Origin of the sequence: Rheinheimera oceanensis (assembly GCF_018831085.1) — a bacterium.
Taxonomy (GTDB): domain Bacteria; phylum Pseudomonadota; class Gammaproteobacteria; order Enterobacterales; family Alteromonadaceae; genus Alishewanella; species Alishewanella oceanensis.
In genome coordinates this window covers 13,116-25,592 of record NZ_JAGPNM010000015.1, presented here as the reverse complement: position 1 = coordinate 25,592, position 12,477 = coordinate 13,116, and the positions used below count along the sequence as shown (strand labels likewise).

The 12,477-nt window shown below is 45.4% G+C and carries 16 protein-coding genes; 11 read left to right on the top strand and 5 right to left on the bottom strand.

What is annotated here, in order from left to right; all coding sequences use genetic code 11:
* Positions 1-43: 43 nt before the first annotated feature.
* From umuC to J3B89_RS19915, 3 genes are all read right to left on the bottom strand, one after another.
* Positions 44-1,321 carry a translesion error-prone DNA polymerase V subunit UmuC gene (gene umuC / locus J3B89_RS19925; protein ID WP_215399391.1) on the bottom strand — a complete coding sequence of 426 codons (1,278 nt, stop codon included), beginning with the start codon at positions 1,319-1,321 and terminating at the stop codon, positions 44-46.
* Positions 1,318-1,749 carry a translesion error-prone DNA polymerase V autoproteolytic subunit gene (umuD, locus tag J3B89_RS19920; protein WP_215399390.1) on the bottom strand — a complete coding sequence of 144 codons (432 nt, stop codon included), beginning with the start codon at positions 1,747-1,749 and terminating at the stop codon, positions 1,318-1,320. The genes umuC and umuD overlap by 4 nt, the downstream gene beginning before the upstream one ends.
* 84 nt (positions 1,750-1,833) lie before the next feature.
* Entirely contained in the window at positions 1,834-2,088 is a 255-nt protein-coding gene (locus J3B89_RS19915; protein WP_215399389.1) for a hypothetical protein, read from the bottom strand.
* 118 nt (positions 2,089-2,206) lie between these two features.
* Here J3B89_RS19915 and J3B89_RS19910 point away from each other — a divergent pair, with 118 nt between their 5' ends.
* The 4 genes from J3B89_RS19910 to J3B89_RS19895 all read left to right on the top strand — a co-directional run bounded on the left by J3B89_RS19910 (position 2,207) and on the right by J3B89_RS19895 (position 5,181).
* On the top strand, positions 2,207-2,923 hold the full coding sequence (locus J3B89_RS19910; RefSeq protein ID WP_215399388.1) for an AHH domain-containing protein: 717 nt from the start codon (positions 2,207-2,209) through the stop codon (positions 2,921-2,923).
* Positions 2,924-2,936: 13 nt separating this feature from the next.
* Positions 2,937-3,500 (top strand): hypothetical protein, encoded by a 564-nt coding sequence (locus tag J3B89_RS19905; RefSeq protein WP_215399387.1) that lies wholly within the window; start codon positions 2,937-2,939, stop codon positions 3,498-3,500.
* A gap of 239 nt (positions 3,501-3,739) precedes the next feature.
* A complete protein-coding gene (locus tag J3B89_RS19900) occupies positions 3,740-4,390 on the top strand; it encodes a DUF6988 family protein (RefSeq protein ID WP_215399386.1) in 651 nt (216 codons plus the stop codon).
* A complete protein-coding gene (locus J3B89_RS19895; protein WP_215399385.1) occupies positions 4,387-5,181 on the top strand; it encodes a hypothetical protein in 795 nt (264 codons plus the stop codon). Before J3B89_RS19900 ends, J3B89_RS19895 begins: the two co-directional genes overlap by 4 nt.
* A 91-nt stretch (positions 5,182-5,272) precedes the next feature.
* Here the strand turns inward: J3B89_RS19895 and J3B89_RS19890 are convergent, their stop codons facing one another.
* Together J3B89_RS19890 and J3B89_RS19885 are read right to left on the bottom strand one after the other, a co-directional pair.
* The gene (locus tag J3B89_RS19890; protein ID WP_215399384.1) at positions 5,273-5,857 is read right to left on the bottom strand and encodes a plasmid-related protein; all 585 of its coding nucleotides are present in this window, start codon (positions 5,855-5,857) and stop codon (positions 5,273-5,275) included.
* A gap of 343 nt (positions 5,858-6,200) precedes the next feature.
* Entirely contained in the window at positions 6,201-6,605 is a 405-nt protein-coding gene (locus J3B89_RS19885; RefSeq protein ID WP_349814240.1) for a GFA family protein, read from the bottom strand.
* A gap of 295 nt (positions 6,606-6,900) precedes the next feature.
* Here J3B89_RS19885 and ilvE point away from each other — a divergent pair, with 295 nt between their 5' ends.
* The 7 genes from ilvE (at position 6,901) to J3B89_RS19850 (ending at position 12,466) form a co-directional block, all read left to right on the top strand.
* Entirely contained in the window at positions 6,901-7,815 is a 915-nt protein-coding gene (gene ilvE / locus J3B89_RS19880) for a branched-chain-amino-acid transaminase (RefSeq protein WP_215399383.1), read from the top strand.
* Positions 7,816-7,850: 35 nt separating this feature from the next.
* Complete coding sequence (locus tag J3B89_RS19875; RefSeq protein WP_215399382.1) at positions 7,851-8,279, top strand: PaaI family thioesterase; 429 nt, start codon at positions 7,851-7,853, stop codon at positions 8,277-8,279.
* Between the two features lie 124 nt (positions 8,280-8,403).
* On the top strand, positions 8,404-9,903 hold the full coding sequence (locus J3B89_RS19870) for an aminotransferase-like domain-containing protein (RefSeq protein WP_215399381.1): 1,500 nt from the start codon (positions 8,404-8,406) through the stop codon (positions 9,901-9,903).
* Positions 9,904-10,353: 450 nt separating this feature from the next.
* Positions 10,354-10,911 (top strand): hypothetical protein, encoded by a 558-nt coding sequence (locus J3B89_RS19865; protein ID WP_215399380.1) that lies wholly within the window; start codon positions 10,354-10,356, stop codon positions 10,909-10,911.
* Between the two features lie 19 nt (positions 10,912-10,930).
* A complete protein-coding gene (locus tag J3B89_RS19860) occupies positions 10,931-11,461 on the top strand; it encodes a YbhB/YbcL family Raf kinase inhibitor-like protein (RefSeq protein WP_349814239.1) in 531 nt (176 codons plus the stop codon).
* A gap of 61 nt (positions 11,462-11,522) precedes the next feature.
* Entirely contained in the window at positions 11,523-11,978 is a 456-nt protein-coding gene (locus tag J3B89_RS19855; protein WP_215399379.1) for a cupin domain-containing protein, read from the top strand.
* 17 nt (positions 11,979-11,995) lie between these two features.
* A complete protein-coding gene (locus J3B89_RS19850) occupies positions 11,996-12,466 on the top strand; it encodes a DUF2267 domain-containing protein (protein WP_215399378.1) in 471 nt (156 codons plus the stop codon).
* The last annotated feature ends 11 nt before the right edge of the window (positions 12,467-12,477 follow it).

Sequence of the window (12,477 nt, the reverse complement as noted above, 5' to 3'; positions counted from 1 at the left end):
GGCTCTTTGGGCAGATACACGCTAGTGTCTAATTTTATAGACGTTACTTCACCACCGGCAATTCTCGCCAGTTCGTGGTGTATGCAGGTGATAGCAGATCCCGTTTCATGCCCCATTCCTGTCTCATACCCTGGCTGGCAAACCATAGTGTTTTACCCTGTTTAGCATTAAGGGTATCCATCATTTGCATCAGTTTTTGATCGGTTTCCTTTTGTACTACGGGCTCGTCAAATAGGCCTGGCTGGTAAACACCGGGGTTGTAAAAGTCGGATAACATTACGCCGGCTTTAGCGTAACGGTAACCCTCCAACCACAAGCCATCGAGCAGTTTCATTGCGTTAGTCAGAAAAATGCGGGTATCACTGCTTGGGGCGTCGAGTTCAATACTTTTACTTGCGCTGTAGGGGGCGTCTTTATCGCTAAACGGGCTGGTGCGAAGAAACACCGTAAGATGTTTTGCGGTTTGCTGCTCTTGGCGCAGCTTTTTGCAGGCCCTGCTGATGTACTCACTTATCGCCTCACGCATCTGCTGTTTAGCGGTGATACGTTCACCAAAGGCGCGGCTACTGACTATCTGCTTTTTAGTCGGTGCCATCTCTTCCAGCGCAATACAGCTCTCACCGTTAAGTTCTCGTACGGTGCGCTCAACCACTACCGAGAATTGCTGGCGAATATACTCTGGGTCTGCATCAGCTAGCTGCAACGCGTTATGAATGCCCAGTTGTTGTAAACGTTTAGTCAGCTTGCCACCGATCCCCCATACTTCCTCGACGGGCAGTAAGGCAAGCAGCTTACGCTGTCGCATTTTATCAGTTAAGTCGACGACACCACCGGTTTTAGGCCAGGTCTTGGCTGCATGGTTAGCCAGTTTTGCCAGTGTTTTGGTTGGTGCTATACCTACGCAGACAGTAATGCCGGTCCACTTTTGCACTACTTTTCGTACTTGCAGGCCAAAGTCGGTTAGGCTCTGGCTAAAATCAACGCCGGTTAAATCCAAGAACGACTCATCAATAGAGTACACCTCCACCCGTGGTGCCAGGCTTTCCAGCGTGTTCATGACGCGTTGTGACATATCAGCATATAAGGCGTAGTTGGAAGAGAACGCTACTACACCATGCTTTTGCATTAACTCACGAACCTGAAACACCGGTACACCCATTTTGATGCCGAGCTTTTTAGCTTCTTTTGAGCGCGCAACCACGCAGCCATCATTATTGGAGAGCACCACTACTGGTGTGTTTGTTAAATCAGGCCGGAACAGTTTTTCACAGCTGGCGTAGAAGTTATTACAGTCGACCAGCGCAAATACCGGTGTTGTCATTTGCGTTTCATCTGCCTGATTACGTTAGTCACGACACCAAAGATATTGAGTTCTTCGCCATTACGCGGACGAATTGGTTTATAGGCTGGGTTACGTGGCAACAGGCAAAGTGAAGGGCGGGTGCATAACTCTTTAACCGTAAACTCGTGACCAACTGCAGCAACTACGATATCACCATGCTCGGCATCTACCGAGCGGTCTACAACCAACACATCACCGTCATAAATGCCGGCCTCTATCATCGAATCACCTTCAACTCGGACAAAAAACGTGGCATTGGGGTGGCGAATGCAGAGTTCATTTAAATCCAGTGTGCGCTCTACATAGTCCTGTGCCGGTGAGGGAAAACCTGCTTTTACCGGTTCGCTATAGAAGGGAATTTGTTGTTTCGGCCAGAAATCGGCATTACCAATAAATACTGCTGACATATCCACCTCATATATGTATACATATACAGTATATCAGTCAGGCCGGAATTGGCAATTCCGATACCGACAAGTGTAATTACATGTTCAGTTTGGCAACTGAGTTGCCGTTCGACTTCTATCTATTAAAGTGCCTAAGCAGGTTAGTGCCTCTGTATAACAGCTATAGGTTTCGCCAACTTGATACCATTGATTACAAAGATAGCCGGGCAGCAGCAAAAGTATTGCTTGTTGATCTTTGACCGGCGAGAGTTTTGCCAATGATGGCAGATCGCGACCAATACCGTCCCATTGCTGGAGAAGTTGCACGGCCTGTTGCTCGGTGACGCGCTGATTATCCATAACCAAGACCATTAAAGTGAATTATAAGTTAAAATTAGATTTACAAATCATTGCTGTCAAATGGCGGCAATACTAAAATGGCCGTTACCGATCGTTTAAAGCAGGAGTGTATTTCAGGATGAAAGCTCAGACATCACCACAGTATGTTGCTATTCCAAAGCCAGAAAGGCCGCTTAATCCAACACCGTTAGAGATGATAATTTATAACTATGAATTAGAAGCTCGTAAATTTCACAATCAGCGAAACAAAGCGGCGCCGGCGAATGAATGCCCTAAAGCCAAGCAGGCCCGGGTTGCCAAGTGCGAGAGAGACTGGAAACATCTGCGTTTAGAGCGAAAAAAAATTGCGGCACATTTTAAAATGCAAACACAGCTAAGTAAGTACCGCGAGTCAAACCAGGAGCGTGATGTAGAAGCGCTATTCGCCGAGCCGCACCACCCAACACGTCGCCTGGCAAGGAACTTAAGGGCTGTTGGTGAAGCGAAACCGACCACTTTCCATGAGGCGCATCATATTATTCCTGGTGCCGGCCGGCATTTAAAACAGATGATGGAGGAATGCCGGCTTAACCTGCATTTGCATGGTGTGGGGATCAATGATCCACTCAACGGTGTGTGGCTTAGAAACTTTGAGAAAAATAAAACGGATGACTGGGCGACGCCAAAATCGCCATCTCACCGGCCTATACACACGCAAAACTATGAAAACTGGATAGCAGATCATTTTTTAAATGATAATCTGCCAGAAAGCATTTTTATCAGCAGATTACGGCACGTTAAAGCGTTACTGAAAACGGGTGAGCACCCTAAATCAATTCTTCAGAAGCAGGCATAGGGGCTAATCATCAATGATCTATCGTCTAAAGCGACCCGAAAATAGCTATGAGATAGTCCAGTTAAGTATCCTGCAGCTAGCAAAGTTGCTTGATGATCCGAAGTATCAGATCGTCAGGAAACTATCCAGCTCCTGCCAATCTCTGAGCGAGCGGTGGAAAGCACCTCATTGTGAACCACATCAACATTATCATGACCATCCGCTGCCAGATATTTCGTTCTGGGGAAATTTTCTAGTGCTCAATCGAGTCGCATTTGAACATCTTTCACCCGTCATCGGACGGTATGGCGAGTTCTTACCAATTGATGTTGAGGGCTACGATTTAACCTTGTTCAACTGTGTTACGTTGGGTGCGGAAATCGAGGCGCAGTGCCTACTTAAATATCAGGATGGTTTTCCAATTGGATTGGAGTCGCTCGTATTTAATGAAAATGACGTCGTAGACAAAGCAATATTTAAATCGAAGCTAGAGGGGTGTAAAACGCTCTTTGTGAACGAACAGTTCAAAGTAACATGTGAACGACATCACCTAAGTGGTGCGGTCTTCGACGAGGATTTGCTTAACATATTTGTCTAAAGTAGATGAGTAACGCCTAAGATGCTTATCAAGGGCGTTAGTGATTCGACTAACAACCCAGTTCTAACTTAAGACCACCAATCTGACCTTCTACGGCAGGCTCTTTGTAAGTCGGTAACGCAGGCATGATGTTCAAACCACTGCTTTCCACCTCATTAATCGTCACTTCGCGTGGGCAGAAACTGGCTGAGCGGCTGCTATGGTGTTAGTGTTAGATACCCCAGAAAGAAGGATTTGCTGTGTATCAAAAGGAATTAGAGACGCTGTTGCCCCGCTGTTGTGAAATGTACGGTTTTATTGCTGAGCACATCGAGCAGTTACAACAGAATGGACCGATCTCAGAACTCAAATTTCAAATGGCTTTTCAATCAGGGATCCTCTCATTTGAGCACGGCCTATCGTCGCTTAAATTAATTGCAGATGGCTTTATATCATCCGGTCTCGCATTAATGCGACCACAGTATGAGAGCCTCGTGCGGGGGTTTTGGTTGATGCACGCCGATATCTATCCATGGCTCAGCAAACTCAGAACAGCTGGGCAGGTCGGGCCAAATCAGCTTAATAAGCTCGAAACACCAATGATAGCCGACATGTTAAAGTCGCTCGATAAATCCGATGCGCCTGGCCATATCCTGAGACAATTACAAGATTTCAAAGCCATTACCAACTCAACACTAAACAGTTTTACGCATAGCGGACTAATCGCACTGGTAAACAATGGCATAGGCTATGAAGAGAAACTGATTTACGATGCCCTGAGAAATTGCAATGCAGTTGCTGCGATTAATTTGCAGATGCTGTCTATTCTAACGGGGTATGAGGAGGCCATGACCCCTGTGAGAAACATGCATCATCAATTCCACGATTGTTTACCCATAATACACGTATGAAAAAGACTAGGCAGCAAAACCAGAGGTCGATTTCAATCAGCTTAAATCCGGCGAACTTCCAAGTTTTCGACGGGCTTGCTCTTGATTTTGGTCAACAACAACTGTTTGGTGTTAAAAACGGCACGCTATACCCATTGATAGGGCAATCAAAGCTCCAGTACAAACGAAAAAGACAGAATGGTGGTGACAAGATCCTGCACGAAAGTATCAGCGCTAATGGGAAGGTGCATTTAAATTCGAATGACCCGTTATTGACCTACAACCATGTAATTGCAGTTGATACAAACACGCGAACAATTCAGGGTTCAAAGGTTTCTGTGACCGCAGCAATTCATCTCGTTCCTACTGGGAAGCACGGTGAATCAATGTCCGCATCGACGACACTCTTATCTGTTTTTGAAGCATGGAACGTTATCGAGAAACCTGAAAATCACGGCTGGTGGCAGGTGTTGGGCGCAGTATCAAAGCAGGCAGATTTTTATCCCGGCAAAATTGCTTTGGTCGTTGACTCTGATCTGGGAGAGCATGCGTCGTTTAATAGCCGTGAAAAACCCATATTTATGGATGATTACTTACCTGAAAATGTCACTATTGTTTACGGTAGCGATAAGGGGGGCCCGGAACATTTAACGACGAGTCTTATCAAGTATTGCCATGACACCGCTGATTCGGTGTTTAAGAGGCAAAATGTGCTGATGGATATCGAAGGTCTGGAGCCGGGCGATGGCCGTTTGTTCTCACATTTTAGGCAGTGGAACGATTTGGATAGCTTTAAAAAATTTGTGGATTAACCGATCAAGTACTTGTCGAGGAAAATGCCCGAAGTGATTAATGATACAAGGGTAGCAAATCCGTCTGCCACCGTTTGCAAAGGGTAGGCGGCTAGAAGCGCACACCTACAGTATTACCGTCCACATCCTCAGCAGGAAGAGCCCGTGTATCATAAAGCTCGCCCTTGAGCCATATATAATACGGAGGCCAGAAACTGTATTGTCTGGTAAGCGTCAGGACATCGTTGATAGTTTGATATTTGGCATTGGTTAGCCGGAAGTACATAAAATCGCACTCGCTGACGAAAAACTCCCTGAGCTCTTGATCGGAATAAATGTCTTTCAATGGCCTACCTTGCTCGTCATCCTCTTCAATGAAATTCTTATAGATCTCGAACAGCTGGTCCTGGGTAAGTATTTCCAGGAGGTGGTCCTCAATAAGAGTGCCATCAGAGGTATCGATATCCATTCCATCTTTGACATCAAAAGCCAACACACAGCCATCAGCGAGTGCTGCTTCAGCCGGTTTAAAGTGGGCATTAGCCTTGACCACCTCATGCCAGTGATTAAATCTGGCCGCTTTGGCGACTTCATCGAGAGCTTGGGTGTGTGAAATCGATTTTTCGTGCTTGAGCTTACGAGCTTTCTGCCTCATCAGCTCGACATTTTTGGTGGTGATAATTTTGACGTATGTCATGACTTAGTTCTCCAGTACGCGTCTACGGTGCCCACTGCCGCGGTCGCTGAAAAACCTAAGCATTGATATAAGGTGTGATTAAATAGTCATCCCATCCGGGTTTGCTATAGTGGGCAGCTGGCCATGACTATGCCAATGGCCTAATAATATCTGGCGTTATCAGAATGTCAACGCTTCTTGTTAGGCATCTGCCCATTCAATCCTGAAGATAGGCGTTACGTTAAATACTGACTGTTGTGGAACTGAATAGGCGGAATGAAAGTTTGCAAAAAACACTGCAAGAAAGCCAATATTGCTAGACGACTGGCGTCGATAAAACCAATCATTATGGTCCACAACAACGTTACCCGAAGACCTCTTTCCCTGTTTTCATCACCGTTTGGTCAGCAAAGGAATAACAGCTCGGCTTATCCTCTATGAAGATTTGCTCACCAAAATGCCAATTCTCGATATCATCGAACACACCAATAGGTATGGCATAGGTCAATTCTTGCTTCATTCGGTAAAACAGATGAGTACCGCATTGCCGGCAGAATCCACGCTCTGCCCATTCAGAAGAGTCGAAAACAGCAATATCGTCTTCCCCATCCAAAACAACGTTGGCGCCACATACGATAGCAAGAAGTGGCCCTCCGCCCCATCTCTGGCACATCTTGCAATGGCAGGCGCCAAAGACGTGACTATTGGGTGTTGCAGTAAGTGTCACGGCACCACACAGGCACCGGCCTTTATGTTGGGGTTGAGCCACAATCGATACTCCTATGTACTTTGTGCCGTAAACGTTGAGCAACTATAAACACAGTATAGCGTCCCCATACAGACACAGATTGGGGGCGGATTTATAGATACACCCAAGCGGTAATCAGCATGACATTCCGAGACCACCAATTTTAAACACAAGCGCTGTGTATTAAAAAAATGCAGAAACTGTGCATTTAACTGTGCGCACCGTTAAGTACGATTGATGTATTTAGTTAACGATTTTTCATATCAAACAGCCAGTTAAGAAGAGTGTATAAAGCGCACGCTTAAGAGAACAACTTATGGAATCCCCGAGTGAAACAGAAACGAGCGCTAAATACGCTTGCTGGAAAAATGGCAAGATGATCACCCCAGAGCAATCCGTTGTGTCCATATATGACCACGGTTTTTTATATGGGGATGGCTGCTTTGAGGGGCTGAGGTTCTACAATCGCAATCCATTTCGATTAGACCGGCACCTCAAACGTTTACGTCGCTCTCTTAAAGCACTCGATATTAAAATCCAGTACTCCGATGACGATATCAGGAAAGCCATTTCTGAGTGCATTGCTAATTCAGCGCTGAATGACGGATACCTGCGAATTTTAGTCACCCGTGGCGAAGGTGACATGGGACTGAATCCGCATAATTGCCGCGCCCCAAACGTTTTTATTATTCCTGCGTTATTATCTCTTGTTAATGACAACGCACGACGAGAGGGGGTTCGTCTTATTACCAGCAGTATCAGAAGGGCTGTTGGTACCGGACTTGATCCACGTGTGAAGTCGCTAAACTACCTTCATTCTATATTGGCGCGTGCCGAGGCAAACGCAGCCGGCGTTGAAGAAGCGATATTATTGAATCAGTTTGGTACCGTGGCCGAATGCAGTGCTGAAAACATTTTTATTGTGAAAGGCGGTGTTTTAGTTACCCCACCGGTTAACGATGGTGCACTTGAGGGGATCACCCGCGAAGCCATTATTGAGATCTCACACTCTATAGGTATTCAGATCTCAGAGATGTCTATGACGCAATACGACTTGTACAACGCAGACGAGTGTTTCATATGCGGAAGTGGTGCGCGTTTAATACCCGTAAAGTCTATAGACGGCAGACCTATTGCTACCTGTCCTGGAAATGTCTTCAATATTATCTCGATACACTTTCAAAGCCTAATTGATGAAGAATGTGAGAAGGTTGCTGATGAGGCATACTGATGCTGGCGGCATCAATTTAACCCGAGGGATTAAGCATGCACACTGAAAATGAAGCGTATATTGTAAGAACACAGCGAAGCTTTAATCGTCAGCCTGCCATGCACGCTTTAAATGCTGAGCTCGTCGTAAAAAGCCCTGGCAGTGTCGAAATCACTTTTCCATATATGGCGCAGTTTACTCAACAGAATGACTACATGCACGCAGGGATCCTCTCTACCATACTGGACAGTGCCTGTGGTTATGCAGCACTCAGCATAGCTCCCGAAGATGCTGATGTGTTGACGGTTGAATTTAAAGTCAATTTACTTAGGCCTGGTGTAGGCGATACCTTTAAAGCAATCGGCCAAGTAGTGAAAGCAGGTAAAACGATATCCGTAGCAGATGCAACGCTTTACAGCTCAACATTGGGCGAGAGCAAACCCGTCGCAACAATGACGGCAACAATCATGAATGTTTACAAATAACCTAATAGCATTAGCGCTCAGCCATAGAGAAACATTATCTTCTAAAAGTGAAGCGGACACCCGCAATAGACCCTGTTGAAAATTGACAGCGGCATTTTCTACTACTAAAAAGTCAGTGCTCAAGATGCCAATTGTTAAAGAGCATAATTGGCGCTGTGGTGTTCTGATGTTCGATTTAAAGATAAAGAAGGACCGACGTATGACCACACTTTATCAAACCGTGGCATCTGATTTAAAAAGGCAAATCCAAAACGGCACCTATATGCCGGGTTCTAAGCTTCCAGCCATTCGTGAAATGAGCAAAAGAGGCAACTACAGTGTTGCTACAATAATCGCGGCCTACCGGTTACTGGAGGATGAGGGATATATTCACGCAAAAGCGAAATCAGGATATTTCGTAAAGCATAGAAAAGAGAGCGGTCCGATAAAGCCTCTTGATCTCAAAGCCGTACTAAAGCCACAGAAAGTCTCGGTACAGCATATCGCATCGGCTTTATCCAAAGCCGCAGCAGATCCCAGAATCATTAAACTTGGTGCAGCAGTGCCAGCACACCAATATTTGCCCGTTCGGGCTGTAGAGCGAGCTCTGCAAAAGGTTGGCAAGTATAGAAACAGATTGTTCAATTATGAGGTGTATGCAGGGGCGCCTGAGCTGAGGTACCAACTTGCCAGAAGAATGGCAGATACCGGGTATATCGCTTCCCCAGATGAAATCATCGTCACCAATGGATGTCAGGAAGCACTCTGTTTGGCACTTCGCGTTACCACTAAACCAGGTGATATCGTTGCAGTAGAGTCACCCACTTACTTTGGGCTTCTTCAGCTAATAGAATCACTCGGGTTAAGGACAATCGAAATACCAACTGACCAAAAAGAGGGTATATCGTTAACGTATTTATCTGAGGCTGTTAGGAGCTTTGATGTCAAAGCATGCGTCATCATCCCTAACTTCAATAATCCGGTTGGCAGTCTGCTGAGTGATGATAATAAAGCACAGCTGAGCAAAATATTATCCGAAAAAGGCGTCACCATTATTGAGGATGACACTTACGGAGATCTGTATTTCGGTGAGAACAGACCAAGGAGTATTATGTCCTTCGATTCCTCCGCAGATGTCATCTATTGCGGCTCTTTCTCTAAAACCATTTCTCCCGATTTACGGATTGGTTGGATTGTCTCAAAGCTTTCGAACGAGAAGTTAGAGCACCTGAAATTCATGACGAATGTGTCGGTGTCATCTATCAATCAGTTAGTGGTATCAGATGTTATTCAGTCGGGAAAATATGATCGACATCTAAGAAAAGTGCGAGTTGAATACGAACATGCAATACAAAAAATGGCAGAGTTCATTTATCGATATTTTCCTGAGCGAACCCAAATCAGCCAGCCTAAAGGCGGTTTCGTTTTATGGGTCGAATTACCTGAAAATGTGAGCTCAGCTGAACTCGCGAGACTTGCTCTGGACCAGGGGATCAGTATTACACCAGGTCATATTTTCTCTTCGAGTAATAAGTACCATAACTGCATTCGCCTGTCTTGTGCCGTCCAATGGACACCACAAGTCGAGAGAGCCCTCATTACACTTGGCTCTTTGGCCAAAGCCCTTACAGAGAAAGCGGCATAAGGAAGGCCGTGCTACTGTGGCAATTGTTCTGCGATTTTGGATGACGAGGAAGTGAACCTGTGCATTAACTAAAATAGCAATCTGTACATCAGTAGCCTGTTTTCGCGCTGCTATATTGTTCATCAGCAAGAGATAGGCTTTCGGGGGTGTCTGAATGTCAAAATCTTTATTTGTGAGAAAGCTGGTCAGCTCAAAAAAGAGTACTGAGGATGATTCTTATGCAACGCTAACACGAGCTGAGTTTGACTCAATTGCTGACTCGTGCGGTAAGCTTAAACTGCTGTTATCCATACTCACATTCCAATCAAGAGCAAACAAAGACTTTTTCGCAACACCGGAATGCGCTGAGCTGTTGACGGTTACCCAACAAAACATTGAACGAATATCAGCTCACATCCAAATATTAGACACACGAAGGATTGAGTCTCAAATCATCGCAAGGACTCGATAATGGGGTATTTAGCAAAACTGACGGGCCCTACAGCCACCAGAACAGAAATCTTGCTGCAGTTTCTTGCACCTGCGGCCATTGTCGCATTTCTCGTTTACTCTCAGGCAGCGTTCTTGTTCGGGCAAGGCTTGCTCTACACCATCGTACTCTGTCTGCTGGCATTTGATGTAATAGGCGGTGTGGTTACGAATGAAACGATTGCCGCGCGTAAGTGGTTTAACAGAGACGGTGTCAGCAAGGTAAAAAAGTGGCTATTTTGTCTCATGCACCTGGTGCACATCTGTGTTTTATTTCTGTTCTTAAATGAGCCGGCACTGTCCGGGTTCCTGACGTACTGCACCCTATTTTTGATGTCGTTTACGTTCGCGATATTGGCGCCAAACTACATATCAAGAGCTGTTGCTGCATCGCTATATTGTGCGTTTATCGTTCTATTTTTCGAGTTCGATTACTTCGGACTGGAGAACTTTAAGTATTTGCTGCTGATATTTCATTACAAGATCGTCGTGGCCTACTCAGTTAGTTTTCATGAGTTAGAACCTGTCAACAATAGGTAGTTATGAGTCGAGGTGTATCGTGAACAAGGTTTTCGTTTCGTTATTATTGATGTGCTCTACATCGGTCTTCTCAAGTGAGTTTGTGCTCAAAAGCAAGGATCTGAGTGAAGGCACTTTGATGGCTACACAGCAAGTGTTCAATGGTTTCGGGTGTGCCGGTGAAAATATTTCGCCAGAACTCGAATGGGAAAACGCTCCACAAGGTACAAAGAGTTTTGCCGTAACGGTTTACGATCCAGATGCCCCAACCGGAAGTGGTTGGTGGCATTGGTTGGTAGTTGATATTCCCGCATCGGCCACTAAGTTATCAAAAGGTCAGGATATCAACCTCGTCAAAGCCCGTGCTATAAGAAATGACTTCGGTTCTTCTGCATATGGTGGAGCTTGTCCACCTGTTGGCAATGGCATGCACAGATATCAGTTTACTGTTTGGGCTTTAGATGTGGAAAAGCTACCTTTGCCTGAAGCGCCATCAGCCGCATTAGTTGGTTTCATGCTAAATAGCAGTTCGCTCGCACGCGCCACAATAACTGCGACTTATGCGAGATAGCGCTAAAATTGGATATGTTTGTGAGCAATCGTCATTTTTCAGAGTAGTTCGAGGAGGTTAGATGTATTTATCTCGCCAGCAAATTGCAGACGAACCAGGTGAAAAAAAGACGCACTTCCTGAATCCCCAGGCTCAACGTCTGAATATTTCACTAGGTGACCTCGTCGGCTTAAAAAGTTTGGGGGTGCACATCATTACGGTAGAACCCGGGCATTTCACAACAGAGCATCATTTTCATCATATAGATGAAGAGGCAATCTACGTATTGTCAGGCACAGGAATTGCGACAATTGGTGATGAAGAAATTCATATCAGTAAAGGCGATTTCCTTGGTTTCCCAACCAATGGCATTGCCCACTCGATATTTGTTACAGGTTCTGAGGCTCTCCAATGTTTGGTGATTGGAAATAAAACAACAACAGATATTTGCGATTATCCTCGTCAAGGGAAAAGGCTTTATCGTCATAACGGGAAATGGGATCTTGTCGAGTTAGATGCAGTAACGAAGGTTAAGTAAGTAGTATGCCGGCACCCATGGAATATTATCACGCGACTGAGCAGTTCGAGAATTTCATGTTGGACGCTCGGGATGCTGCAAATCTGAATACGACTAATATGGCCTGGAACATGGTCGTTGGTGTTTTGCAGGCGTTCAGACGACGGCTAAGTGTCGTGGATGCCCTGAAATTTGCCAATGTCCTTCCGCCAGGGATCAGAGCACTATTTGTCGCTGATTGGGATCCCAATGAAGCTATTAAGGCTTTTTCACCCCCAGAAGAGCTTCTGGACGAAATACGAAGTGTCCGAAGACAACATAACTTCTCTCCAGATAATGCTCATAAGGCTGTTGTGATTGCACTCAGAAAAAACGTTAATACGGAAGTGCTGGATAGGACGTTGCTTGCCATCAGCGTTGAAGCTTATCAGTTCTGGCATTTGTCAGACTCAGTAGTCAAAGACTCCCCGATCAACAGAGAACTTAAAATTCATTACAAAGGCTGCTAATGTTTCTCGAC

Excerpts from the sequence above, each read along its gene's own strand:
- J3B89_RS19905 (WP_215399387.1), top strand. The coding sequence starts at position 2,937 with ATGATCTATCGTCTAAAGCGACCCGAAAATAGCTATGAGATAGTCCAG.
- J3B89_RS19895 (WP_215399385.1), top strand. The coding sequence starts at position 4,387 with ATGAAAAAGACTAGGCAGCAAAACCAGAGGTCGATTTCAATCAGCTTA.
- J3B89_RS19875 (WP_215399382.1), top strand. The coding sequence starts at position 7,851 with ATGCACACTGAAAATGAAGCGTATATTGTAAGAACACAGCGAAGCTTT.
- J3B89_RS19870 (WP_215399381.1), top strand. The coding sequence starts at position 8,404 with ATGCCAATTGTTAAAGAGCATAATTGGCGCTGTGGTGTTCTGATGTTC.
- umuD (WP_215399390.1), bottom strand. The coding sequence starts at position 1,749 with ATGTCAGCAGTATTTATTGGTAATGCCGATTTCTGGCCGAAACAACAA.
- J3B89_RS19865 (WP_215399380.1), top strand. The coding sequence starts at position 10,354 with ATGGGGTATTTAGCAAAACTGACGGGCCCTACAGCCACCAGAACAGAA.
- J3B89_RS19890 (WP_215399384.1), bottom strand. The coding sequence starts at position 5,857 with ATGACATACGTCAAAATTATCACCACCAAAAATGTCGAGCTGATGAGG.
- umuC (WP_215399391.1), bottom strand. The coding sequence starts at position 1,321 with ATGACAACACCGGTATTTGCGCTGGTCGACTGTAATAACTTCTACGCC.
- J3B89_RS19910 (WP_215399388.1), top strand. The coding sequence starts at position 2,207 with ATGAAAGCTCAGACATCACCACAGTATGTTGCTATTCCAAAGCCAGAA.
- ilvE (WP_215399383.1), top strand. The coding sequence starts at position 6,901 with ATGGAATCCCCGAGTGAAACAGAAACGAGCGCTAAATACGCTTGCTGG.
- J3B89_RS19915 (WP_215399389.1), bottom strand. The coding sequence starts at position 2,088 with ATGGATAATCAGCGCGTCACCGAGCAACAGGCCGTGCAACTTCTCCAG.
- J3B89_RS19850 (WP_215399378.1), top strand. The coding sequence starts at position 11,996 with ATGGAATATTATCACGCGACTGAGCAGTTCGAGAATTTCATGTTGGAC.
- J3B89_RS19855 (WP_215399379.1), top strand. The coding sequence starts at position 11,523 with ATGTATTTATCTCGCCAGCAAATTGCAGACGAACCAGGTGAAAAAAAG.